The sequence below is a fragment of the Sorangium sp. So ce406 genome (assembly GCF_051474675.1).
In the GTDB taxonomy this organism is placed as follows: Bacteria; Myxococcota_A; Polyangia; order Polyangiales; family Polyangiaceae; genus Sorangium; species Sorangium cellulosum_G.
This window is the reverse complement of the sequence record NZ_CP150340.1, coordinates 3,969,651-3,992,272: the sequence shown is the minus strand read 5'-3', so window position 1 is coordinate 3,992,272 and position 22,622 is coordinate 3,969,651. Positions and strand designations below refer to the sequence as shown.

Below are 22,622 nucleotides of genomic sequence, written 5' to 3'. Positions count from 1 at the left end.
CCTGCGCTGGACAGTTGATGGTTGCGGATAAGCGACCTGGGCACAAGGTGTACCCTGGGTTCAAGTTCCGCCTCCACCATCGTGGGGGGACCTTTCCAGAAACGCCGGCGGAAGTCGTCGCCCTCCCTGCCGCGCATCCAAGCCCGAGCACCTGGGGAGCGCTGTCAGCCGAGCCGCGAGCGGGGGAGCATGTCCGAGGCAGAGCGCACAGAGTTCACCGAGCGGGGCGAAGAGCAGGGTGACGAGGATACCCAGGTGCTCGAGCGGCGGCGCCGGGTCCTCATCGTGGACGATGATCCCGACTTCCTCTTCATGGCGGAGGCGGCGCTCGCCGCGCACGGCTTCCTGGTGGAGCGGGCGGCGGGTGGCCTGCGCGGCGTGTTCCTCGCGACCCAGGACGTGCCGGATGTGATCCTGTGCGACCTGCGGATGCCCGGCATCGACGGCTTCGTCGTCGCCGAGGCGCTCCGCGCCGACCCGGCGACCCAGCACGTCGCCATCTTCGCGTGCACCGGCCGGCGCGATCTCGAGGCCCGCGCCGCCCTCAACGCCTCGGCCTTCGACGGCGTGCTCGTGAAGCCGGTCGACTGGGATAGCGCCGCTCGTTTGCTCCACGAGATCATCGGACTTCGCCGACCCTACGGGCCTACCCAGGGCGAGTAGGGATTACCCTTAGACCCCCTCAGGGCAAGTGCAGGGCTGTCCCTGCGCGGGAGGGGAAATGCCCGGCATCAGGCCGGCAATAAGGTATACAAACCTCACGTGACCCGAGCGGATCGCTCCCCTAGGTGGAGTGCGTCAGGCTGGCCGAACGACGCCGGCGCCGCTCGCGATCGATCGGCCGGCGCGCTGACGAATGGAAAGGTTCACTGGGATGGAAGTGAAGTGTGACGACAACGCGTTCTCGCCGCTGGTCCTGGTCGTGGACGACTTCCAGGACAACCGGGAGATGTTCGCGGAGTACCTGTCCTTCTCCGGCTTCCGCGTCGCCGAGGCGGCGACCGGACGGGAAGCGCTCGATCGCGCCTTCGAGCTGATCCCGGACCTCATCCTGATGGATCTGTCGCTCCCGGAGATCGACGGATGGGAGGCCACGCGCCACCTCAAGAACGACCCGCGCACGAAGCGGATCCCGATCGTCGCCCTCACTGGTCATACGCTCGCGGGGCACTCGCGCGAGGCCAAGGACGCGGGCTGCGACGCCTTCCTGACGAAGCCGTGTCTGCCGGACACGCTCGTGCTCGAGATTCGCCGCCTCCTGTCCCGAACCGAAGGCGAGGCGCGCGGAGCGCCGTCGCAGCCCGAGAGGGCGACCTGACGGGTCGATGATCGCTGGTCGAAGCACCGACGAAGTCTGCGCGGCGCACACGAACCTCCGACGCCGACGAAGCTGACGTGACGTGAAGACGGAGCCGACCAGGCAGACGACGCCGACGAGGGAGGCCACACAGACAGGACAGGCAAGAACTGGCGAGATCCACGCGACCGCGTGACCAGCGAGACCGCGAAACACCCACGTGTGCTCCCGCGTTGCCAGGACTTGACTGAGGCACCACCTGACTATTCCGAGCACAGTCTTTCTGGCTAACTGATCGCTTGAGAGACAAGAGGGAACAAGGATGGCGGGGGTGACCAGAAAAAAAACCGGGAAGAACGCGACGGACGGCGCGGATTCAGCGCACGGGCGCACGCTCCGCGGCCGCGCCTCGGCGGTGCCCCTGCGCGCGCCGAAGAGGGGCTCGACGTCCGCCGCGGCGAGCGGGCCTCGATCGGCAGGACCGGCTACCCTGCGCGCCAGGGTGCCCAGGCGATCGAAGGTGGACTCGGAGCGACACGCTTCACGGGGCGACGCGGCAGAGCGCGAGCGGATCGAGGAGCAGTGCCAGCGGCTGGAGCGCCGCGCGGAGGCGGCGGAGCGCATGCTCCGCGAGACCGTGTCCACCATCTCTCATGACCTCAGGAACTCGCTGAGCGTCATCGTCGTGAGCGCTCGCATGCTGCTGCGGTCGATCCCTCAGGACGGCCCGGGGCGTAGGCAGCTCGAGGCGATCACCCGCGCGGCGGACGAGATCAACCAGCTCGCGCAGGACCTCGTGGACGCGATGAGCATCGAGAGCGGTTCGCTGAAGATCGGCAAGGGCGCGCACGAGGTCGAGCCCATCCTCGACCGGGCGATCGAGCTCGTCGCGCCGACGGTCGCGCTGAAGCCGCTCGAGATCGCGAAGGAGCTGCCGCACGACGTGCCTCCCATCGCGTGCGACCGCGACCGCATCGTCCAGGTGCTCGCCAACCTGCTCGGCAACGCCCTGCGCTTCACGCCGAAGGGCGGGCGCATCACGGTGCGCGCAGAGATATCAGGCACCGACGCGCGGTTCTCGATCTCCGACACCGGCCCCGGGATCCCGTCGGAGCTGCAGCCGCTGCTCTTCGCGCGCCACGCGCCGGCCCGGAGGCCCATGGGTCAGGGGATGGGCCTCGCGGCGTTCGTCACGAAGGGCATCGTGGAGGCCCACGGCGGCACGATCTGGGTCGAGAGCTCGCCCGGCCACGGCAGCACGTTCTTCTTCACCATCCCGGCCGCCGGGCTCTCGGTGCGCTCCGCCGAGGCAGAGCGCGCGTAGCCGCGCGGCGGGCGCTGGAGAGCCGCCCGCGCCGGCGAGGGGCGCGCGCCGTCAGGCCGGCTTGAAGGCCGAGAGCCAGCGGCGAAGGATCGCGCGGCCCTCATACAGCTTTCGCAGCGACGCCCACTCGTTGCGCTGGTGCGCCTGGGCGTTCTCGCCGGGGCCGAAGTTCACCGCGGGCACGCCGAGCTCCGCGAAGCGCGCCACGTCGGTCCACGCCTGCTTCGGCTCGACCGCGGCGACGCCGGCCTCGCGCAGCGCCACGACGAGCGGGTGCGACGCGTGCGGCAGCGCCGAGGGGCTGAGATCGCGCCAGGCGATCTCGGCGCGGCCGGCCACGAGCGCCTCGATCGTTCGCTGCGCCTCCTGGATCGACGTCCCTGGGGGGAAGCGGTGGTTCAGGTTCATCGTGAACTCGTCGGGCACGACGTTCCGCCCGCGCCCGCCCTGCGCCATCGTCGCCGTCGTCACCGCCCGGTAGACGAAGCCGTCGATCTCGACCTCGCGCGGCGCGAGGGCGGCGAGCTCGACCAGGAACGGGCCCGCCTTGTAGATGGCGTTCTCCCCCTGCCACGGCCGCGCGCTGTGCGCCGTACGCCCCCGGAACGTCAGCCCCGCGTGGAGCGAGCCGCTCGCGCCGAGGCTCAGCTTGTTGTCGCTCGGCTCGAGGCACACCGCGAGGTCGAGCGCGCGGAGACCCGGCTCGCGCTCGATCACCAGCGCGAGCTCGTTCTCGAGATACGGGCCCTCCTCCCGGGCGTAGAAAACGAGCGTCAGATCGACCCCGGCGATGTCCTGCCGCTCGCCCTCGGCGAGGTCGAGCATCAGCGCGAGGCCCGACTTCATGTCGCTCGCGCCGGGGCCGTAGAGGCGATCCCCCTCGATGCGCGGCGGCCCGTCGTGGGAGGTGCGCACCACGTCGAGGTGCCCGGCCAGCGCGATCTTCGGGCCGCCGGTGCCCTGCGTCACCTGCACCACCAGCGAGTCGCCGTGGCGGCGCACCGGCGCGGCGAGCCGAGCCCGCCCGAGCCGCTCCGCCACCTCCGAGCACAGCGCCTGCTCCTCGCCGATGGGCGACGGGACGGAGCACAGCCAGAGCAGCGTGTCCGCGAGGGCCGCCTCGGCCGCCGCGTCCTGGTCGGGCAGCGTGTTCACACCGGCACCGCGAAGTCGCGCAGCGCCGCGTTCAGCGACACCTTGCGGTCCGTCGCCTCGCTCCGCTTGCCGATGATGAGCGCGCACGGGATCGAGAACTCCCCCGCAGGGAAGCGCTTCGGCCGCATCCCCGGGATCACCACGCTGCGCGCCGGCACCCGGCCGCGGTGCTCGACGACCTCGGGCCCCGTGACGTCGAGGATCGCCGTCGACGCGGTGAGCACCACGCCGGCGCCGAGCACCGCCTCCTCCTCGACCACGACGCCCTCGACGACGATGACCCGGGAGCCCACGAAGACGCCGTCCTCGATGATCACCGGCCGAGCGCCGGGCGGCTCGAGCACGCCGCCGATGCCGACGCCCCCGGCGAGGTGGACCCCTCGCCCGATCTGCGCGCAGCTCCCGACCGTCGCCCACGTGTCGACCATCGACCCCGAGCCGACCCACGCGCCGATGTTCACGTAGCCGGGCATCACGATCGCGCCCTGCTCGAGGAACGCGCCGTAGCGCACCGCCCCCGGCGGCACCACGCGCACGCCCGCCTTGTCGAGCCCCCGCTTGAGCGGGATCTTGTCGTAGAACTCGAGGGGGCCGGCCTCCATCACGCTCATGCCGCGGAGCGCGAAGTAGAGAAGGATCGCCTCCTTGATCCACGCGTGCGTCACCCACCGGTGCGGCGCGTCCTCGCCCGCGGGCGCCGCGCCCTCGCCGCCCGCCTGCGGGCTGGCGTCGCGCTCGGCGACGCGGAGCAGGCCTTGATCGAGGCACTCGATCGTGCGGAGGACCGCGGCCTCGTGCGCGGGCGAGCGCAGGAGCTCGCGGTCGCGGAACGCCGCCTCAACGAGGGACTTCAAGGATTCGTCGGTGACCATGGCGCCGCCTTTAGCACGGCCGCGCCACCACCGGCACCGCGTCAGAACGTCATCGTGACGACGCGGCCGCCGGCAGCCTCGGCGAGCTCGATGCGCGCGCGCCGCGCGACGACGCGAGCCACGGCGACGGCGCGCTCGCCGCCGTCGCGCACCACCACGTCGAGCGCGACCGACGTCGCCGCCTCGCGCGGGCTCCGCTCCGCGATGCGCACCGTCGAGCGCCCGTCCGGGAGGCGAGACACGGCGAGGTGAGGGCTCGCGACGCCGGCGGCGCCGACCATGCCGACGGCGAGCTCCATGAGCCCGCTCACCGCGCGCACGTCGCCCTCCACCTCGTTGGCGCGGCCGTCCGACGAGGCGACCGAGATGGCGATGACGGGCCGCCCCTCGGCCGGCGTCGCGCTCCAGTTTCGGAGCACGTCGATGAGGTCGAGCGGCGTCGGTCGCAGCTCGAGGGTCGCCATCACGAGCTCCGACAGGCGCAGCGAGCCGCTCAGCTCGCGGGCCGCCCTTCGGACCGACGACTCGAGCGCGAGCCGCTGCCGCGCGTCGATGCCGCGCTCGGAGCCGCCGCGCTCCCCGCGGCCGCGCGCCTGGGCCCGCCCCGGCGCGGCGCCCGCCGAGGCGCGCGACAGCTCGTCGGTGAGGCGCGCGACCTCGACGCTGGCGTGGCCGAGCGCCGCGCACGCGGCGTCGGCCGCCGCGGCGTCGCCCGCCTCGACGAAGCCGTCGCGGACCGCGGCGGAGAGGCTGTCGAGCGCGGCGAGGAGCGCCGCGCACCCCTCGCACACCTCGGTCAGCGCGAGGGCGACCCCGCGCGGCCCGACGCGGCGCGAGCCGAGCAGGTGCGCGAAGCTCTCGATGCCTGCAGCGCCGTCGCGCGCCGCGCCGAGCGCAGCCGCGAGCCGCTCGCCGAGCATCAGGCCGTCGCGCTCGGAGCGACCTCGTAACCCGCGAAGAAGTAGGCGATCTCCCGCGCAGCGGTCGACGTCTTGTCCGAGCCGTGGACCGCGTTCTCGCCCACGCTCGCCCCGAACAGCTTGCGGATCGTCCCCTCCGCCGCCTTCGCCGGGTCGGTCGCGCCGATGACCTCGCGGTACTTCGCGACCGCGTCCTCGCGCTCGAGCGCCATCACCAGGATGGGGCTGCGCGACATGAACTCCACGAGCTCGCCGAAGAAGCCGCGCCCGCGGTGCTCGGCGTAGAAGCCCTCCGCCTCCGCGCGGGTGAGGTGGATCCGCTTCATCGCTTTGACCGTGAAGCCCTCCTGCTCGAGGCGGGCGATGATCGCGCCGGCCGTGTTCTTTTCCATCGCATCAGGCTTGATGATTGAGAGGGTTCGCTCGAGGGCCATGGGCGGCCCAGTTAGGCGAAAACTCTGAGATTTGCAAGCGCCACGCGCGCCGCCGCCAGGGCGACGGCCGCGTCGCTGCGCTCCCGGCGCGCCGCCGCCATCCCGTCGTTTCCGTTCGTCCGCAGCCGCGCGCCGCCGGCGGCTCCCTGCGCCCGCCCTCGACTCGCCCGCTCTCCTCTCCCGCGCGCCTCTCCTCGCCCTCTCTCTTTGCCTGCTGCTCGATGAAATACCGTCTCGCGGCGGCGACGCGCGGCACGCGCGATCGCCATCAAGCTGACACAATGCGCTGCTACACCCATCGGCCATGCCGAGCCACGTGCTCATCGTCGAGGACGAGCGCGACCTTCAGCGCGTCCTTACTTATAACTTTCGTCAGGCTGGGTTTGATGTGGTCTCCGCCGGGAGCGGCGAGACGGCGCTCCGGGCCGTCAAGGAGGAGCGGTTCGACCTCGTCCTGCTCGACCTGATGCTCCCGGACATGTCGGGCACCGAGATCTGCCGCCGCCTCAAGCAGAACCCGCAGACCTCGGCGGTCCCCGTCATCATGGTCACGGCCAAGGGCGAGGAGATCGACCGGATCGTCGGCTTCGAGCTCGGCGCCGACGACTACGTGGTCAAGCCGTTCAGCGTGCGGGAGCTCATCCTGCGCGCCCGGGCGATCCTGAAGCGGTCGGAGAGCCCCACGTCCGCCCCGGAGAAGTTCGACTTCGGGATCCTGCGGGTCGATCGGGCCGCGCACCGGGCCTGGGTGCAGGAGAACGAGATCGCGCTGACGGCGCTCGAGTTCCGCCTGCTCATGATGCTCTACGATCGCCGCGGCCGCGTGCTCTCGCGCGACCTCCTGCTGGACGAGGTGTGGGGGTCGCACGTCGACGTCACCGCGCGCAACGTCGACACCCACGTGAAGCGCGTCCGCGAGAAGCTCGGGGCCGCCGGCGACTACATCGAGACCGTGCGCGGCGTCGGCTACCGGTTCCGCGCCGAGCCCGAGGCCGCGTAGGGAGCGCCATGCGCGCGCTGCGGCGGCTCGGCATCGGCGCGAAGCTCGTGGCGGCGACGGTGCTCGTCCTCGTCGTCGCGGGCGTCCCGATCGAGCGCCTCGCCGCGCGCGACATGGAGGCGGCGCTGGTCGCGGAGCACAGCCCGCGCGCCGCCGTAGACGCGGCCGTATGGCGCTCGCGGCGCACCCTGCTGATCGGCATGGGCGCCGTGATCGTCGTCGCCATCTCGGTCGGCGCCGCCACCACGTTCTTCATCACGCGCCCGATCCGGAGGCTGACCCGCTTCGCGCTCGCCATGTCCGAGGGCGACCTGTCGACGCGCGCGCCCCTGCGCGGCTCGGGCGAGCTCCGCCAGCTCGCGCACGCGCTGAACCACCTCACGAGCGAGCTCTCCCGATCCATCGCCGAGGCCCGGACGGAGCGCGACCTGCTCGCGGGCATCCTCGACGGCATGAGCGAGGGCGTGCTCGTGCTCGATCGCGACGGGCGCATCCTCCTCGCCAACCGGGCGCTGCGCGCGATGGCCCCGCTCGGCGAGGACGCGCTCGGCCGATCGGTGATCGAGGCGATCCGCAACGCGCGGCTGACCGAGGCGATCCAGCTCGCCGGCAGGCGGGACGAGCCGGTCGACGTCGAGGTGGAGCTCGGGCGGACGCTGCCCAGGCGGCTGCTCGTGCGCGTTTCGCGCCGGAAGAGCCCGGCGGCGCTCGGACGTGACGCGCGCGACGCACGCGAAGGGCACGACGCGCGCGGCGCGGACCACGACGGGGGCTCGGCCGAGCCGGGGCTCATCGCGGTGTTCCACGACGTCACCGATCTTCGCCGGCTGGAGACGATCCGGACCGACTTCGTCGCCAACGTGTCCCACGAGCTGCGGACCCCGGTCACCGCGATCAGCACCGCCGCCGAGACGCTGCAGCTCGGCGCGCTCCAGGACCCCCACGAGGCGGCCGAGTTCGTCGACGTGATCGACCGGCACGCGAAGCGCCTCCGCCACCTCGTCGACGACCTGCTCGATCTCTCGAAGATCGAGGCGAAGAACTTCCGCATCTCGCTGTCGGAGCTCGACGTCGCCCCCGCCATCGAGCACGTGACGCACCTGCTCGGCGAGTCGGCGCGCCGGCGCCGGGTCACCGTGACGGTCGACGCCGCCGCCCTCCCGCCCGCGCGGTGCGATCGCCGCGCGCTCGAGCAGGTGCTCATGAACCTGCTCGACAACGCCATCAAGTACGCCGGCGAAGGTGCCCACGTCCAGGTGAAGGCGCGGTCGGTCGACCAGCAGGTGACGATCGCGGTGGCCGACGACGGCCCCGGCATCCCTCCTCACCACCTGGGCCGCATCTTCGAGCGGTTCTACCGCGTGGACGCCGGCCGCTCGCGCGACCTCGGCGGCACAGGGCTCGGCCTCGCCATCGTCAAGCACCTGGTCGAGCTGATGAACGGCTCGATCGAGGTCGAGAGCGCCATCGGCCGCGGCACCCAGTTCACCGTCCGCCTCGCGCGCGCTGCGTGACCTTGCAAACTTGCAAAGCCGGGAAAGAGCGGTGCTCTCTGTTCCACCCTGCTGTCACGCGGCTGTCACAGAGCTCGACTACGCCTGAGGCTGCATGACTCGAACTCTGCTCACCCTCGCGATGTTGACCGTGACCGCGGCGTGCGGTCGCTCCGATGCCCCGCAGGACACCGGCTCTCTCCCCGGCTCGAACAAGAGCGCCGGACCGCAGCCGACCGCCGATGGGGAGATCACGCTGACGGGCGCGGGCGCGACGTTCCCGTACCCGCTTTACACGAAGTGGATCTCCGAGTTCCAGAAGGCGAACTCGAAGGTCAAGATCAACTACCAGTCGATCGGCTCCGGGGGCGGGATCCGGCAGATCACCGAGCGGACCGTCGACTTCGGCGCCACCGACGCGCCGATGACCGAGGAGCAGCTCGCGAAGGCGGCCGGCATCCTCCACCTGCCGACGTGCCTCGGCGCGGTCGTGCTGACCTATAACCTCGAGGGCATCCCGTCGGGCCTGAAGCTCACGCCGGACGCCGCCGCGCACATCTTCCTCGGCAAGATCAAGAAGTGGAACGACCCGGCCATCCAGAAGGAGAACCCGGACGTGAAGCTCCCCGAGAAGGACATCGCGACGGTCCACCGCTCGGACGGCAGCGGCACCACCAAGATCTTCGTCGACTACCTGAGCGCGGTCAGCCCGGAGTGGAAGAGCGGCCCCGGGACCGGGACCAGCGTCAACTGGCCGGGTGGCCTCGGCGCGAAGGGCAACGACGGGGTCTCGGCCCTCATCTCCAGCACGCCCGCCTCCATCGGCTACATCGAGCTCGCGTACGCGATGCAGAACAAGCTCACGTTCGCGTCGCTCAGGAACAAGAGCGGGAAGTTCGTTTCCCCGTCGCTCGAGAGCACGACCGCCGCGGGCGCCGGCGCCGCCGCCAGGATGCCCGACGATCTGCGGATCTCGCTCGTGGACGCCGAAGGGGAGGACGCGTATCCCATCGCCGGCTTCACCTACATCCTCGCGTACCAGGAGCAGAAGGATCTCGCGAAGGGGAAGGTGCTGGCCCGGTTCATGAAATGGGCGATGCAGGACGGCCAGAAGTTCACCAACGATCTCCACTATGCGCCGCTGCCCACGGCCGTCGTGGAGAAGGTCAACGCGAAGCTCGCCGCGCTGGTGGGCCCCGACGGCAAGCCGCTGCTCGCCCCGTAGTAACCCCGAAGGAAGGCCCGCGCGCGGCGCGAGCGGCGGTTCCGCCGGGCGTCGCCGCCGCGGTGCGCGCAGGTAGGTCATGAGCACGGTAGAAGTCCCGATGCAACAAGCTGCCCCGTCGATGACAGGAGGCGACGCGGTGGGCGGGGCGCGCGGCGCAGACCGAGCGTTCCGCGCGATCCTGACGGTGTTCGGCCTGACGGTGCTCGCGGTGCCCCTGCTGATGGTGCTGGAGCTCGTCCGGTCATCGCGGCTCTCGATCGACAAGTTCGGCCTCGGGTTCCTCACCGGGATGGTGTGGGACCCCGCGCGCGAGCAGTTCGGCGCGCTGCCGTTCATCTACGGCACGGTCGTCACGTCGCTGATCGCCATCGCGCTCGCGGTCCCCGTCTCGCTCGGGCTCGCGATCTTCCTCTCGGATCTGGCGCCCCACCGGATCCGCAAGCCGCTCGGCTTCCTGGTCGAGCTGCTCGCGGCGATCCCGAGCGTCGTCTACGGGTTCTGGGGCATCGCGGTGCTTCGACCCTGGCTCCGGGACACCGTCGAGCCGGTCCTCATCAAGTACTTCGGCTACTTGCCCCTCTTCGAGGGCCCGCCGCTCGGCTTCGGCATGTTCGCCGCGGGCGTCATCCTCGCGATCATGATCGTCCCCACGATCACGTCGGTGTCACGGGAGGTGATGCAGGCGGTCCCGCAGCTCCACCGCGAGGCGGCGGTCGGCCTGGGCGCGTCCGCGTGGGACACCATCCGCTACGCGGTCCTGCCGTCCGCGCGCTCGGGCATCATCGGGGCCATCATCCTCGGGCTGAACCGGGCGCTCGGCGAGACCATGGCGGTCACGATGCTGATCGGCAACGTCCCGAAGGTGAGCGCCTCGATCTTCCACCCCGGGTACTCGATGTCGAGCGTCATCGCCAACGAGTTCGTCGAGGCGACCAGCGACATGTACGTGTCGGCGCTCTCCGAGATCGCGCTGCTCCTCTTCGGGGTGGCCCTCCTCCTCAACCTCTTCGCGCGGTGGCTGGTGAGCTCGACGAAGAGCAAGCTGGAGCGACGCGCATGAGCAGCACGACCTCTCCCCCCGTCGTCAGGCCGTCCAGCGCCCCCCGGCGCACGCTGCTCGCGCCCGCCCCCGGCGAGCGCCTGCGCCGCGCCCGCGGCTACTTCTTCGAAGGGCTCTGCGCCGCGAGCGCCGTCGTCGTCCTGGTCCCGCTGCTCCTCATCTTCATTTACGTCGTCAGCAAGGGCCTCAGCGGGCTGTCCCTCGACTTCTTCACCCAGCTCCCGAAGCCGGTCGGCGACGAGCGGAGCGGCATGGGCAACGCGGTCGTCGGCACGCTCCTCCTGATCGCCATCGGCTCCGGCATCGGGCTCCCGACAGGCATCCTCGCCGGCATCTACCTGGCCGAGATCGGCCGGGGCAAGCTCGCGAGCGCCATCCGGTTCATCGCGGACGTGCTCGGCGGCGTCCCGTCGATCACCATCGGCGTGTTCATCTACGCGCTCGTCGTGGTCACGATGAAGCGGTTCTCCGCGCTCGCCGGCGGCATCGCGCTCGCGATCGTGATGCTCCCGACGGTGACCCGCACGACGGAGGAGCTGCTCAAGCTCGTGCCCGCGCACCTCCGCGAGGCGTCGCTCGCCCTCGGCGTCCCGGAGTGGCGCACGAGCCTCCTCGTCGTGCTCCGCACGGCCTCTCCCGGCATCGGCACCGGCGTGATGCTCGCCGTGGCCCGCATCGCCGGCGAGACCGCGCCGGTGCTCCTCACCGCGCTCGGCTCCCAGTACTGGAGCTTCGCCGTCGATCGCCCGATCGCCTCGCTCCCCGTGCAGATCTGGCGCAACGCGACATCGCCCTACGCGAAGTGGCAGCAGGAGGCCTGGACTGGCGCGCTCGTGCTGATCGCCATCGTGTTCTTCCTGAATTTGCTCGCCCGCATCGTCACGTCCCGGAGCGTCAAAGCGCGTTAAAAGGCACTCGATGAGCTCGTTTGACTCGCCGCACAATGCACAGATCAGTCAGCGCCGCAGAGGGCTCGACGCCAACGGCATCGACGGCCATTCCGTCGAGCCCGAGCCCCAGGCGCCGCCAGCGAAGATCAGCGTCACGCGGCTGAATGCCTATTTCCACAAATTCCACGCCATCCACGACATCACGTTGGACATCCCGGATGGCCACGTCACGGCGGTGATCGGGCCGTCCGGTTGTGGCAAGTCGACCTTCCTGCGCTGCCTCAACCGGATGCACGAGCAGGTGCCCGGGGCCACGGCGAAGGGCTCCGTCATGATCGACGGCGTGAACATCTACGACAAGGCGGTCGACCCGGTGCGGCTGCGGCGCCGCGTCGGCATGGTGTTCCAGAAGCCCAACCCGTTTCCCACCATGTCGATCCGCGAGAACGTCCTCGCCGGCCACAAGCTGAACGGCAACTCCGTGAAGGACCCTACAGGCCTCGTCGAGAAGTGCCTGCGCCAGGTCGCGCTCTGGGACGAGGTGAAGGACAAGCTCGACCAGTCCGGCCTCTCGCTCTCCGGCGGCCAGCAGCAGCGACTCTGCATCGCGCGCGTGCTCGCCGTCGAGCCCGAGGTCATCCTGCTCGACGAGCCGTGCTCAGCGCTCGACCCGATCGCGACCGCGCGCGTCGAAGAGCTCATCGACGAGCTGAAGCAGCGGTATACTTGCGTGCTCGTCACACACAACATGCAGCAGGCCGCGCGGTGCTCTGACTACACGGCTTTCTTCTACATGGGGGATCTGGTGGAGTTCGACAGGACGCAGACCATCTTCACCAACCCCAAGGAAAGCAAGACCGAAGATTACGTCACCGGTAAGTTCGGCTGAGGGGAACGGGGAGATTCATGCCGACGTCGCACACGAGCAAGGTCTACGAGCACGAGCTACGGACGCTGCGAGAGAAGCTGCTGCTGATGGGCAGCCTGGTCGAGGAGATGATCCAGAAGGGCTCGACCGCGCTCGCGACGCGCGACACGGGCCTCGCCAAGGCGACGATCCGGCTCGACCGCCGGATCAACAGCCTGGAGTGCGAGGTCGACGAGCTGTGCATGAGGATCCTCGCGACGCGCCAGCCCGTCGCCTCCGACCTGCGCTTCGTCACCACGGCGCTCAAGATCGTCACCGACCTGGAGCGCATCGGCGATCTCGTGGTGAACGTCTGCGAGCGGGTGCAAGAGCTCAACGAGGAGCCGCCGCTCGCGCCGGCGGCGGAGCTGCAGGGCCTCTCCGACGAGGCGATCGAGGTGGTGCACGAGGCGCTCGACGCGCTGGTCGCCCGCGACTGCGATCGCGCGAAGGAGCTCCTCACGCGCGACGACGTGATCGACGAGCACTACGCCCGCATCTTCCAGGAGGTGCTCCACACGATGAGCCGCGACCCGAGCACCGTGTACCGGGCCACGCGCATCCAGTCGATCGCGAAGTACCTGGAGCGCATCGCCGATCACGCGATGAACATCGCGGAGTCGGTGGTGTTCCTCGTGAAGGGGACGGACATCCGGCACAACAACCGCCTGAAGGAGAACGATCCGCTCTCCACGCGGCCGCCGCCGCCAGGCCTGCGGATGCGCTAGGCGCCCACGCCGCCCGGCGGCGCGGCGCCGCCGCCGTGGCCGTGCGCGTGCCCGTGATGCTCCTCGTGCTCGCCGCCGCAGCGGGCGTCCTCCCAGCCGACCCAGTAAGGCCCGTCCGGGCCGTGCTCGCGCTTCCAGATCGGCAGGCGCGCCTTGATGCGATCGATGAGCAGGCGGCACGCGCGGAAGGCCTCGCCCCGGTGCGGCGCGCTCGCGGCGCAGGCCACGGCGACGTCGCCGATCTGGAGCGCGCCGATCCGGTGCGTCGCGGCGACGCGCACGCCGGGGATCTCCGCGGCGAGCTCCGCCAGGATCCGCTCGAGCTCGGCCTCGGCCATCGCGCCGTAGGCCTCGTACTCAAGCAGCGTGACGGACCGGCCGTCGTTCACGTCGCGAACGACGCCGAGGAACGTGGCGATGCCGCCCGCGCCGGGGTGGGACACGGCGGCGATCAGCTCGTCGAGGCGGAGCGGCTCGGTGCGGATCCGGCTCACGGCGCGCTCCTCTGGAAATGGCCGGAGCGGCCCCCGCTCTTCTCGAGGAGCTTGATCTCCGAGATCACCATCTCGCGGTCGATGCCCTTCAGCATGTCGTAGATCGTCAGGCAGGCGGCGCTCACCGCGACCATCGCCTCCATCTCGACGCCGGTGCGATCGAGCGCCTCCGCGGCGGCGGTCACGCGGATCGCGGCGGAGGGCTCGTCCACGTCGAGCTGGACCGCGACGTGCGTGAGCGCGATGCCGTGGCAGAGCGGGATGAGCTCCGGCGTGCGCTTCGCCGCCATGATCCCCGCGATCCTCGCCGCGGCCAGCACGTCGCCCTTGGGCGCGTCGTCGCGCGCGACCCTCGCGATGGTCTCGGGGCGCATGCGCACGGCGCCCGACGCGACCGCGCGGCGGTGCGTGACGGGCTTGCCTTCGACAGGCACCATGCGGGCCTCGCCGCTCGGGGAGAGGTGGGTCGAGAGCGCCTGGCCCTCGCCGGGGTGTTCGGGGGTTCGCGACATCGATCCGGAATCTGACACGGCGAGCCGCGGGACCGGAAGCCGAACCGTGCCCCGGAGCCGCGCCGGTCAGCCGGCGCGCAAGACACCGCCTCAGCCGCCGACTCAGCCGCCGATCGCGCGGATCGACACCGAGGACGCCGTCTCCTCGGTGCACCCCTTCCAGACCGTGCCGTCCGGCTTGAGGCGCCACGCCTCGTCGAGGCGCTGGCGGATCGCCGCCCGATCGCCGGCCCTCGCCTCGCGCGAGGCGTCGACCCCGTCGTCGGTGGCGAGGCACGGCCGGAGCACGCCCGTCGACGAGACGCGCAGGCGGTCGCAGCTCTCGCAGAACGTGTCGCTCGTGCCCGAGATGAACCCCACGCGGAGCGACGGGTCGCGGCGGGCCCGGACGTACCGGGCCGGGCCGAGCCCCGGATCGGTGACCGCCTCCTCCGGCAGGAGGTGCTCGGCCAGCCGCGCCCGCATCTCGGCCGCCGTGACGAGGTGATCGCCGACGAGCCTGGCCCCCTCGGCGATCGGCATCACCTCGAGGAAGCGCGGGATCATCCGCCGCTCCCAGGCCCACAGCGCGAGGCGCTCGATCTCGTCGTCGTTCACCCCGCGGAGGACGACCGTGTTCAGCTTGATGGAGGAGAAGCCCGCCGCGACCGCCGCGTCGAGGCCCTCCAGCACGCGGGCGAGGTCACCGCCGCGCGTCACCTCGCGGAAACGCTGCGGATCGAGGGTGTCGATCGAGACGTTCAGGCGGTGCAGCCCGGCGTCGCGCAGCGGCCCGGCCAGCCGCGCGAGCTGCGACGCGTTCGTCGTGAGGGCCAGATCGTCGAAGCCGAGCGAGGCGAGGCACGCGACGATGGAGACGATGTCGGGGTGGAGCAGCGGCTCGCCGCCGGTCAGGCGGACCCGCCGGACGCCGGCGTCGCGCAGGGCCTCGAACATGGTGCGCCAGGCGGGCGTCATGAGCCGGCCGTCGGCGTAGCCGTCATGGCGCGACGGGCGGCAGTAGGTGCAGGCGAAGTCGCACCGGTCCGTGACGGAGACGCGCACGCTCCGCGGCGGGGGCGCCGCGCGAGCGCCGGGCGCCTCGGCGGCGCCGTCGCGGTACGGGATCATGACGGCGCGGCGCCCCGCCTCGCCCCCCGCGAGGAGCGGCAGCGAGCGCCGCCGCAGGGCCGATGCATCCGCTGATGTGGGCGCCGGATCGAGGCCAGTCGAAGAAGGCATGTCGTCCCTCGCGGGTCTCCCTAGCCGCCCGCCACAGGTGGGATGAGCGCCACCTCATCGCCGAAACCTACAGGATCGCTCGGCGTCGCATACACGCCGTTCACCGCGACCCGGATCGAGCCTTTGTAGGGGATGAGCCCAGGATATCGGGCGCAGACGTGGTCGAGGAGCTCCGCCGCCGTGCAGGGGCCGGCGAGCGGCAGCGCGACTTCTCCGGCGCCGAGGACATCTCTCGCGCCGGCGAACGCGAGCACGCGAACGGCAGCATCCATGGCCGGAAGCTAGCATCGCTGCGCTGCCGCGACACGACGAACTGGGGCCGAGCGCCCCCGAGCCACCCCGGCGAGATGAGCCTACCGGGCACGGCCGGCACGGCTATCATCGGACCGCTCTCCGCCATGTCCGAAGAAGGCTTTTTACCGGGCACCATCCTGGCCGGTCGCTATCAGGTCCGTCGCGAGCTGGGTCGCGGCGGCATGGGCGTCGTCTATCTCTGCCGCGATCTCGTGATCGACGAGCGCGTCGCGGTGAAGCTGCTCGATCGGCCGGGCACGGCCGCGCGCCCCGAGGACGCCTGGTGGTTCCAGGAGGAGGCCCGCGCGCTCGCCGGGCTCTCGCACCCGGCGCTCGTGAAGGCCCGCGACTTCGGGGCGCTCACCAACGGAACGCCGTACCTCGTGATGGACGCCGTCCCGGGGCGCTCGCTCCACGAGTGGCTCTACCTCGCGCGGCTCGAGAACCCCCTGCCCTGGCCGATCATCTGGAGCGCCATCGACCAGGTCCTCGGCGCGCTGGCGCACGCGCACGCGCGCGGCGTGATCCACGGCGATCTGAAGCCGTCGAACGTCCTCGTCGACCTGCAGCACGGCGGCGAGCCGCCGATCGTGCACGTGCTCGACCTCGGGCTCGCCTGGCTCATCCAGGACCGGATCGATCACCGGCTCGACGGCTCCCGGGAGAGCGAGCCGACGGTGCGCTGGGGCGCCGGCACCCCGGGCTGGATGGCGCCCGAGCAGATCCGCTTCGCGGCGCCCCACGTCGGGCCGCCGACGGATCTCTACGCGCTCGGCTGCATCCTCTACGCGCTGCTCGCCGGCGGCGAGGTCTACGACGGCACGAACGAGGAGCTCCTCCAGCAGCACCGGAGCGCGCCGATCCCGGATCTGCCGCTGCCGCCCGAGGTGCCCGCCGACGTCGCGAAGTTCGCGAAGCGGCTGCTCGCGAAGCGGCCGTGGCACCGGTTCGATTTCGCGGGCGACGCGCGGCGGGTCTGGAAGCGGTTCGAGCCGCGCAGCGACGTGAACGTGGCCGCCACGCCGCTGCCGATCGCGCTCCTGACGAGCGGCCGGCTGCCCCCCAGCCGCAAGGAGCTGCTCACGCCCGAGCTGATCGAGCCTCCAGACGACGATCCGCCGCCGTCCGTGACCACCACGGGCCTGCTCGCCCTCCGGCCGAGCCCGTTCGTGGCGCGCACCGGCGAGCGGGCGCGCCTCATGGAGGTCGTGGCCGAGATGGTCGACGCGCCGAAGGCGATGCACCGGTTCGTGCTGCTCGCGGGCGAGGCCGGCGTCGGCAAGAGCCGGCTGGCCGAGTGGCTCTGCGAGGAGGTCCACGAGCGCGCGCTCATGGTGCCGCTCCGCGCGCGCTACCGGCGGATCGCGGCGCCGCTCGACGGCGTGCTCGGCGCGGTGACCCAGCACTACCGGCTGGAGCGGGCGGAGCGGGAGATCGTCGAGAAGGTGCTGATGAACCTCTGGGAGGTCCCGCCCGAGGACGAGGTCGGCAAGACGTGGGTCGCCGCGACCGCCGAGTGGATCAAGCCGTCGCCCCCCGGCAGCGAGGCGGTCGGCCCGACGGGGAAGCGCTTCCGCTTGGATCGCCCGGAGCTCCGCTGGCTGATCATCCGCAAGACGCTGGAGCGGATCGGCCGCGATCGGCCGGTGCTGCTGTGGCTCGACGACCTGCACTACGCCTCGTCGACGACGTTCGAGGGGCTCCTCACGCTCCACCGCGACGCGCCGAACCTCGGCCTGCTCGTCGTGGCGACCGTCCGGAGCGAGGCGGTCGAGTGCGATCCGGCGGCGGCGCGGCGGCTGGAGGGCGCGCTCGCGGCGTACGGCGGCGAGCGGCTCGACGTCGCCCCGCTGAACCCGACGCAGACGCACGCGCTGCTCCGCGAGACGCTGCCGCTCGACGACGCGGCGGCCGAGGCGGCGACGGCGCGGAGCAAGGGCAACCCGCTCTTCGCGCTGCAGCTCCTGCACGCGTGGGCGGGCGGCGGCCACCTCCAGCTCCGCGCGGGCAAGTACTTCGTGCCGCGCGGGTCGATGGCGGTGCAGGCGTCGACCACCGCCGACCTCTGGGAGGAGCGGCTCGCGGCGCTGCCCGCCGAGCTCCGGTGCGGCGCGCGCGCCGCGGCGGCGCTCGGCGGCGACATCCGGCGCGAGATCCTGCGCGCGCTGCTCGAGGCGCTCGACGTGCCCGCGGACCGCGCGATCGCGGCGATGCAGCGCGCGCAGATCCTCCTCGCCGTGGGCGACCGGCTGCGCTGGCCGCACGCGCTGCTCCAGGAGCACCTCCTCTCGCAGCTCTTCCTCGAGCCGGACGCGGCGCGCGTCTTCCGCGCGGCCGCCGACGCGCTCGGGGCGCACCCGGCGGCGTCGAGCCGCCGCATCCTCCGGCACCGGGTGGTCAACCTGCTGCGCGCCGGCGACACCGACGAGGCGGCGGACCTCATGCACGCGCACGTGGCGGCGCACTGGCAGAGCTCGCGCGACATCTCGGCGACGCTGCGCGATCTCGCGGTGCTCGACGGCAAGCTGCCGGGCAGCGACTCGCGCCCGGGGCTCCGGGGCGGCGTGGAGACGCGGCCCATCCTGACCGGGACGCGGCTCGGGACGCAGCTCCGCTTCCGGTCGGAGGCGCTGCGGCTGGCCGGCCGGCTCGACGAGGCGCGGCGCGACGCGGAGGAGGCGCGGCGCATCTTCGAGCACGCGGGCGATCGGGAGAACCAGGCGCACTGCCTGCGCCTGCTCGGGCACATCGCGTCGGACGTCGGCGCGGAGGCGCAGGGGCGGCGGCTCGTGGCGCGCGCGCACGCGATCTTCGACGAGATCGGCCACCGCCACGGGCAGGCGCAGTGCGAGGTGCTGCTCGGGGAGATCGACTACCAGCTCGGCGAGCACACCCGCGCGCGGGCGGTGCTCGCGTCGGGCGAGGCGCGGTTCCTGGAGGTCGGCGATCGGCTCGGCCGGGCGCAGTGCCTGCTCCTCCAGAGCATGGTCGAGCAGGCCGGGGCGCTGTCCGAGGCGGCGCGGGCGCTGCTCACGACGGCGCGGGCCGACTTCGACGCGATCGGCTACCGGCTCGGGCTCGCGCAGTGCGACCTGACGCTGTCGCACGTGGATCACCGCCTCGGGCACTTCGAGGCGGCGCGCGCGGGCGCGCTCGCGGCGCGGCAGAGCTTCCGCGATCTCGCGAACCCGCGCGGCGAGGCGGGGTGCGAGCGGCTCCTCTCGATGGTGGCGCTCGACGCGGGCGCGCCGGAGCTCGCCGAGGACCACGCGCTCGCGGCCGGCAGGATCTACGAGACGCTGGCGGACCCCTGGGGGCTCGTCGAGGCGCGGCTGCTCTTCGCGCAGATCGCGCTGCACCGCGGGGACGCGGAGCAGGCGCGGGAGCACCTCGTGGCGTGCGAGGCGGTGGCGCTCGCCGAGGCCGAGCCGCGGCAGCACCGGCACCTGACGCTCGCGTGGCTCGCGTACCACGAGGGGCGGTTCCACGAGGCGGCGCGGGAGCTCGACGCGGCGCGGGCGTCCTTCAAGGACAGCCGGACGGGGGACCACACGCCGCAGCTGCTGGAGCGGTTCGCGCGGATGGGGTGGCCCAAGCCGGCGGGGGCGCGGATCAACGGGTGGATGAGGACGCTGGCGCTGGCCTGAACCGGCCGGCGTGGAGGGGATGCGCGGTGCGCGGGCGCGCCTCGGTCGGGGGGCGAGGTCTACAGCGGTAGCCAGAAGTCGGGGCCGAAGAGGCGGCGCGCGGCCTCGATCGTGCGGAGCGCGCGGGGGAGGTCGAGCTTCGCCTGGTGCTCGGCGAGCTGGACGACGTAGGGGATCCAGAGCGGGCGGCAGACGACGAGCGCGGCGAGGTGGAACTCGGCCTCGTCGGTCTGACCGAGGCCCGTCGCGACACGCGCGAGGATGGTGTGCACCGGGACCGGCGAGCCGAGCGGCGCGATCGCCGTCGCGCAACGACGCACGCCCTCGGCAGCCTGCTCGCTGGGGTGACGGCGGAACTCCTGGAACGCCTCCTCGAGCTCGTGCTCGTCGCTCACCTGCTCCGGCAAGTGCTGCGCGACAAGCTTCTTCCAGTGCTCGACGAAAGGCAGCTGCGCGAGCGCGCTCGACCGGTCGGCGTGCGCGACGAGCAGATCGGCCTCCTTCCAGTCGCCAGCCTCGCGCGCGAACTCGAGCCCGGAGACGACGCGCGCCTCCTCGTGGAGGCCAGGCTCCTTCGTCAGGAGCCACCGCTGCCAGTACAGCGCGCCCCGGAAGGCCACGCGCGCGAGCGGCTCCTTGCCGTCGGCGCGCATCTGCAACGCGACGTCGATGAGCGCGCTCTTGTGCCGCTGCACGTCCTCGACCACGAGGCTCGCCGGCCACGCACAGAGGCCGCACGCCTCGGAGATCATCGCGCGCCCCTCACGCCGCGCGCTGGCCCCCCGCCAGCAGGCCGTGCAGAAGGAAACCTCCCCGACACACACCCACGCTACCACGACGCGCGGCGTGAGGGGCGCGCGACAGGGTCGTCGGGGCAGACGGACGGCAGACGGACAGAGGCGGAAGATAGATGGCAGGCGGCCAACAGCGCATGACCAGCGCGCGACGACCGGCGCGCGGGCGAGCTGCGCGGCGCATCGATCTCGATCTCTCACGGGGGTTCCTGCACAATGCGCCGTTGCGGCAGCGACCGAGCGGTGGGGACGGCGGCCGCTCGAGGTGCCGATTGGCGATCGAGGTCGAGAGGACAATCCAGCAGCGTGGCGCTCCTGACAGCGGGCGGCGTCGGCCATGAGCCACCGTGATCTCCACCGCGCCGCGTTCGAGGCGGCCGAGGACGCGCTCCTGCTCCTCGAGGACGGCCGCGTGATCGACGCCAACCCGAGCGCGACGCGGCTGTTCTCGGGGCCCGCGCAGGGCCTCCTCGGGCGCGAGCTCGCGGATCTGTCACCGCTCCTCCAGCCCGATGGCCAGGCCTCCGCAGAAGGGCTGAAGCAGAAGATCGAGGCGGCGAGCCGCGGCGAGCCGCAGCGGTTCCGCTGGCTCTACCGGCGCCCGGGCGGGGGCTTCGTCCAGGCCGATACGCAGCTCGCGCGGCTCGCCCTCGCCGACGGCGCCGGGCCCGTCCTGCGCGCCGTCGTTCGCGAGGAGGACAAGGAGCAGCGGCGGCTCTACGCGCTCGCCGTCGACATGCTCGGCACGGCCACGCTCGACGGGCGCTTCAAGGAGCTCAGCCCCTCGTGGGAGCGCACGCTCGGCTTCAGCCGTCAGGAGCTGATGGGCCGGCCGTACGTCGACTTCATCCACCCCGAGGACAGGGCGCGCACCCTCTCCGAGACCGATACGTTCTCGACGGGCGCGCAGACGCTGACCTACGAGAACCGCTTCCTCTGCAAGGACGGCTCGTACCGGTGGCTCGAGTGGAACGCGATGCTCGCGCTCGACGAGGGGCTCGTCTACTTCGTCGCCCGCGACGTGACGCGGCGCAAGAGCGCCGAGCTGGCGCTCCGCGAGTCCGAGGAGAAGCTGCGCGCCCTGTACGAGGGCATCCCGCACATCCTGATCGTGGCCGACAACGACGCGAGGATCGTCTCCGTGAACCGGCTGTATCCGGCGGTCCGGAAGGAGGAGGTCCTCGGCAGGACCGTCTACGATTTCACGGCGCCGGAGTACCACGACACGGTGAGGCAGGCGCTCCAGACCGCGCTCCAGACCGGCGAGCGGGCGCGCTACGAGGTGGTCGGGCTCGGGGCGAACGGCGAGCGGGCGTGGTACGCGAACCACGTCAGCACGATCCCGGGCGCCGGCGACGCCACGAACCTGCTCATCGTCGCGGAGAACATCACCGATCGCCGGCGCGCCGAGGAGCAGCGACGGGAGAGCGAGGCGCGGTTCCACGCGGCCGTCGAGGCCAGCATGGACGCCTTCCTCACGATGATCTGCCGGCGCGACGGGCGCGAGGAGGTCGCCGATCTCGTGATCACGGGGCTCAACGCGCGCGCCGCGGCGATGCTCTCGATGCCGCGCGAGGAGCTCCTCGGCCAGCGCCTGTCGGAGCTCGGTCACTCGCCGGAGGCCGGCGTCCTCCTCGACAGGTGCCTGCGCGTCGTCCGGAAGGGGGCACCGCTCGAGGAGGAAGTCCTCCTGCCCGCGCCGCCCGGTCAGCCGTCGCGCCCGGGCGCCTGGGTGCACCATCAGATCGTGCCGATCCAGAACGGCGTGGCCGTGACGATGCGGGACACGACCGATCGCAAGCGGCTCGAGGACCAGCTCCGCCAGTCGATCGAGCGCCTCGAGGCGTACGCGGAGGAGCTCGAGGGCAAGAACCGGATGCTCGCCGAGGAGAACGCCGAGCGCGAGCGGACCGCGAGCGTCCTGCGCCAGCAGCAGGAGGCGATCCGCGCGCTCTCGACGCCGATCATCCAGGCGTGGGAGGGCGTCCTCGTGCTGCCGATCATCGGCGCGCTCGACAGCGGCCGGGCCACGCAGATCATGGAGAAGCTGCTCGGGGAGATCGTCCGCACGCAGGCCCACTTCGCCGTGCTCGATCTGACCGGCGTGGAGGACGTGGACGCGCCGACGGTCGACCACCTGCTCCAGGTCGCCCGCGCCGCGAGCCTGCTCGGCAGCCGCTGCCTCATCTCGGGCATCTCCCCGAGGGTCGCGCAGGCGATCGTCGAGCTCGGCAGCGACGCGCGGACGTTCGAGACCTTCGCCGAGCTGGAGGACGCCCTGCGCCACGCGCTGCTCGTGTCAGGCGCCCGGCTGCCGAGGCTGCGGCACGGCAAGCGCTGACGCGCGGAGCG

Annotated in this window: 21 protein-coding genes; 12 read left to right on the top strand and 9 right to left on the bottom strand. The window is 72.0% G+C overall.

The annotated features are described in order from the left end of the window. The first annotated feature begins 189 nt into the window (after window positions 1-189). From WME96_RS14835 to WME96_RS14825, 3 genes are all read left to right on the top strand, one after another. Window positions 190-663, top strand: a complete 474-nt coding sequence (locus tag WME96_RS14835) for a response regulator (protein WP_437290762.1) — start codon at window positions 190-192, stop codon at window positions 661-663. A gap of 211 nt (window positions 664-874) precedes the next feature. Beyond that, complete coding sequence (locus tag WME96_RS14830; RefSeq protein ID WP_433936104.1) at window positions 875-1,318, top strand: response regulator; 444 nt, start codon at window positions 875-877, stop codon at window positions 1,316-1,318. A 301-nt stretch (window positions 1,319-1,619) separates the two neighbouring features. Beyond that, window positions 1,620-2,621, top strand: coding sequence for an ATP-binding protein (locus tag WME96_RS14825; protein ID WP_437290761.1), 1,002 nt, complete (start codon window positions 1,620-1,622; stop codon window positions 2,619-2,621). Between the two features lie 51 nt (window positions 2,622-2,672). On the opposite strand, the gene dapE is transcribed toward WME96_RS14825, so the two are convergent. Genes dapE through ndk form a run of 4 tightly spaced genes read right to left on the bottom strand, consistent with a single transcriptional unit; the run spans window position 2,673 to window position 6,002 of the window. Continuing rightward, on the bottom strand, window positions 2,673-3,776 hold the full coding sequence (gene dapE, locus WME96_RS14820; RefSeq protein WP_437290760.1) for a succinyl-diaminopimelate desuccinylase: 1,104 nt from the start codon (window positions 3,774-3,776) through the stop codon (window positions 2,673-2,675). After that, entirely contained in the window at window positions 3,773-4,648 is an 876-nt protein-coding gene (locus WME96_RS14815) for a 2,3,4,5-tetrahydropyridine-2,6-dicarboxylate N-succinyltransferase (RefSeq protein WP_437290759.1), read from the bottom strand. The genes dapE and WME96_RS14815 overlap by 4 nt, the downstream gene beginning before the upstream one ends. A 41-nt stretch (window positions 4,649-4,689) precedes the next feature. Further along, window positions 4,690-5,568: a hypothetical protein gene (locus WME96_RS14810; protein ID WP_437290758.1), complete on the bottom strand. Its 879-nt coding sequence runs from the start codon at window positions 5,566-5,568 to the stop codon at window positions 4,690-4,692. Then, window positions 5,568-6,002 (bottom strand): nucleoside-diphosphate kinase, encoded by a 435-nt coding sequence (gene ndk, locus WME96_RS14805; protein WP_061611865.1) that lies wholly within the window; start codon window positions 6,000-6,002, stop codon window positions 5,568-5,570. Before ndk ends, WME96_RS14810 begins: the two co-directional genes overlap by 1 nt. Before the next feature lie 304 nt (window positions 6,003-6,306). On the opposite strand from ndk, the gene WME96_RS14800 reads away from it, so the two are divergent. From WME96_RS14800 to phoU, 7 genes are all read left to right on the top strand, one after another. Continuing rightward, window positions 6,307-7,002: a response regulator gene (locus tag WME96_RS14800; protein ID WP_020735531.1), complete on the top strand. Its 696-nt coding sequence runs from the start codon at window positions 6,307-6,309 to the stop codon at window positions 7,000-7,002. 8 nt (window positions 7,003-7,010) lie between these two features. After that, window positions 7,011-8,516, top strand: coding sequence for a HAMP domain-containing sensor histidine kinase (locus WME96_RS14795; protein ID WP_437290757.1), 1,506 nt, complete (start codon window positions 7,011-7,013; stop codon window positions 8,514-8,516). Window positions 8,517-8,610: 94 nt separating this feature from the next. Next, window positions 8,611-9,720: a phosphate ABC transporter substrate-binding protein PstS gene (gene pstS, locus WME96_RS14790; protein WP_437290756.1), complete on the top strand. Its 1,110-nt coding sequence runs from the start codon at window positions 8,611-8,613 to the stop codon at window positions 9,718-9,720. Window positions 9,721-9,820: 100 nt separating this feature from the next. Continuing rightward, entirely contained in the window at window positions 9,821-10,783 is a 963-nt protein-coding gene (pstC, locus tag WME96_RS14785) for a phosphate ABC transporter permease subunit PstC (RefSeq protein WP_437290755.1), read from the top strand. Beyond that, on the top strand, window positions 10,780-11,691 hold the full coding sequence (gene pstA, locus WME96_RS14780) for a phosphate ABC transporter permease PstA (RefSeq protein WP_437290754.1): 912 nt from the start codon (window positions 10,780-10,782) through the stop codon (window positions 11,689-11,691). Before pstC ends, pstA begins: the two co-directional genes overlap by 4 nt. A gap of 10 nt (window positions 11,692-11,701) precedes the next feature. After that, the gene (gene pstB / locus WME96_RS14775; RefSeq protein WP_437290753.1) at window positions 11,702-12,562 is read left to right on the top strand and encodes a phosphate ABC transporter ATP-binding protein PstB; all 861 of its coding nucleotides are present in this window, start codon (window positions 11,702-11,704) and stop codon (window positions 12,560-12,562) included. A 17-nt stretch (window positions 12,563-12,579) separates the two neighbouring features. Beyond that, window positions 12,580-13,308: a phosphate signaling complex protein PhoU gene (phoU, locus tag WME96_RS14770; protein ID WP_061614694.1), complete on the top strand. Its 729-nt coding sequence runs from the start codon at window positions 12,580-12,582 to the stop codon at window positions 13,306-13,308. Here the strand turns inward: phoU and WME96_RS14765 are convergent. From WME96_RS14765 to WME96_RS14750, 4 genes are all read right to left on the bottom strand, one after another. Beyond that, window positions 13,305-13,802 carry a molybdenum cofactor biosynthesis protein MoaE gene (locus tag WME96_RS14765; RefSeq protein ID WP_437290752.1) on the bottom strand — a complete coding sequence of 166 codons (498 nt, stop codon included), beginning with the start codon at window positions 13,800-13,802 and terminating at the stop codon, window positions 13,305-13,307. The two genes, phoU and WME96_RS14765, sit on opposite strands and share 4 nt — an antisense overlap. Beyond that, window positions 13,799-14,314 carry a cyclic pyranopterin monophosphate synthase MoaC gene (gene moaC, locus WME96_RS14760; RefSeq protein WP_061614696.1) on the bottom strand — a complete coding sequence of 172 codons (516 nt, stop codon included), beginning with the start codon at window positions 14,312-14,314 and terminating at the stop codon, window positions 13,799-13,801. The genes WME96_RS14765 and moaC overlap by 4 nt, the downstream gene beginning before the upstream one ends. Window positions 14,315-14,416: 102 nt before the next feature. Then, window positions 14,417-15,535 carry a GTP 3',8-cyclase MoaA gene (gene moaA / locus WME96_RS14755; RefSeq protein ID WP_437290751.1) on the bottom strand — a complete coding sequence of 373 codons (1,119 nt, stop codon included), beginning with the start codon at window positions 15,533-15,535 and terminating at the stop codon, window positions 14,417-14,419. A gap of 20 nt (window positions 15,536-15,555) precedes the next feature. Beyond that, complete coding sequence (locus tag WME96_RS14750) at window positions 15,556-15,807, bottom strand: MoaD/ThiS family protein (protein ID WP_061614698.1); 252 nt, start codon at window positions 15,805-15,807, stop codon at window positions 15,556-15,558. A gap of 126 nt (window positions 15,808-15,933) precedes the next feature. Between WME96_RS14750 and WME96_RS14745 the strand changes: the two genes are divergently transcribed. Continuing rightward, the gene (locus WME96_RS14745) at window positions 15,934-19,476 is read left to right on the top strand and encodes a protein kinase domain-containing protein (RefSeq protein WP_437290750.1); all 3,543 of its coding nucleotides are present in this window, start codon (window positions 15,934-15,936) and stop codon (window positions 19,474-19,476) included. A 59-nt stretch (window positions 19,477-19,535) separates the two neighbouring features. Here WME96_RS14745 and WME96_RS14740 read toward each other — a convergent pair whose 3' ends face one another. Next, on the bottom strand, window positions 19,536-20,228 hold the full coding sequence (locus WME96_RS14740; protein WP_061614700.1) for a hypothetical protein: 693 nt from the start codon (window positions 20,226-20,228) through the stop codon (window positions 19,536-19,538). A 379-nt stretch (window positions 20,229-20,607) separates the two neighbouring features. Between WME96_RS14740 and WME96_RS14735 the strand changes: the two genes are divergently transcribed. Then, window positions 20,608-22,611 (top strand): PAS domain S-box protein, encoded by a 2,004-nt coding sequence (locus WME96_RS14735; RefSeq protein WP_437290749.1) that lies wholly within the window; start codon window positions 20,608-20,610, stop codon window positions 22,609-22,611. The last annotated feature ends 11 nt before the right edge of the window (window positions 22,612-22,622 follow it).

Coding starts and splice junctions, on each gene's coding strand:
- WME96_RS14835 (WP_437290762.1), top strand. CDS start 190: ATGTCCGAGGCAGAGCGCACAGAGTTCACCGAGCGGGGCGAAGAGCAG.
- WME96_RS14830 (WP_433936104.1), top strand. CDS start 875: ATGGAAGTGAAGTGTGACGACAACGCGTTCTCGCCGCTGGTCCTGGTC.
- WME96_RS14825 (WP_437290761.1), top strand. CDS start 1,620: ATGGCGGGGGTGACCAGAAAAAAAACCGGGAAGAACGCGACGGACGGC.
- WME96_RS14815 (WP_437290759.1), bottom strand. CDS start 4,648: ATGGTCACCGACGAATCCTTGAAGTCCCTCGTTGAGGCGGCGTTCCGC.
- WME96_RS14810 (WP_437290758.1), bottom strand. CDS start 5,568: ATGCTCGGCGAGCGGCTCGCGGCTGCGCTCGGCGCGGCGCGCGACGGC.
- ndk (WP_061611865.1), bottom strand. CDS start 6,002: ATGGCCCTCGAGCGAACCCTCTCAATCATCAAGCCTGATGCGATGGAA.
- WME96_RS14800 (WP_020735531.1), top strand. CDS start 6,307: ATGCCGAGCCACGTGCTCATCGTCGAGGACGAGCGCGACCTTCAGCGC.
- WME96_RS14795 (WP_437290757.1), top strand. CDS start 7,011: ATGCGCGCGCTGCGGCGGCTCGGCATCGGCGCGAAGCTCGTGGCGGCG.
- pstS (WP_437290756.1), top strand. CDS start 8,611: ATGACTCGAACTCTGCTCACCCTCGCGATGTTGACCGTGACCGCGGCG.
- pstC (WP_437290755.1), top strand. CDS start 9,821: ATGCAACAAGCTGCCCCGTCGATGACAGGAGGCGACGCGGTGGGCGGG.
- pstA (WP_437290754.1), top strand. CDS start 10,780: ATGAGCAGCACGACCTCTCCCCCCGTCGTCAGGCCGTCCAGCGCCCCC.
- pstB (WP_437290753.1), top strand. CDS start 11,702: ATGAGCTCGTTTGACTCGCCGCACAATGCACAGATCAGTCAGCGCCGC.
- phoU (WP_061614694.1), top strand. CDS start 12,580: ATGCCGACGTCGCACACGAGCAAGGTCTACGAGCACGAGCTACGGACG.
- moaC (WP_061614696.1), bottom strand. CDS start 14,314: ATGTCGCGAACCCCCGAACACCCCGGCGAGGGCCAGGCGCTCTCGACC.
- moaA (WP_437290751.1), bottom strand. CDS start 15,535: ATGCCTTCTTCGACTGGCCTCGATCCGGCGCCCACATCAGCGGATGCA.
- WME96_RS14750 (WP_061614698.1), bottom strand. CDS start 15,807: ATGGATGCTGCCGTTCGCGTGCTCGCGTTCGCCGGCGCGAGAGATGTC.
- WME96_RS14745 (WP_437290750.1), top strand. CDS start 15,934: ATGTCCGAAGAAGGCTTTTTACCGGGCACCATCCTGGCCGGTCGCTAT.
- WME96_RS14740 (WP_061614700.1), bottom strand. CDS start 20,228: ATGATCTCCGAGGCGTGCGGCCTCTGTGCGTGGCCGGCGAGCCTCGTG.
- WME96_RS14735 (WP_437290749.1), top strand. CDS start 20,608: ATGAGCCACCGTGATCTCCACCGCGCCGCGTTCGAGGCGGCCGAGGAC.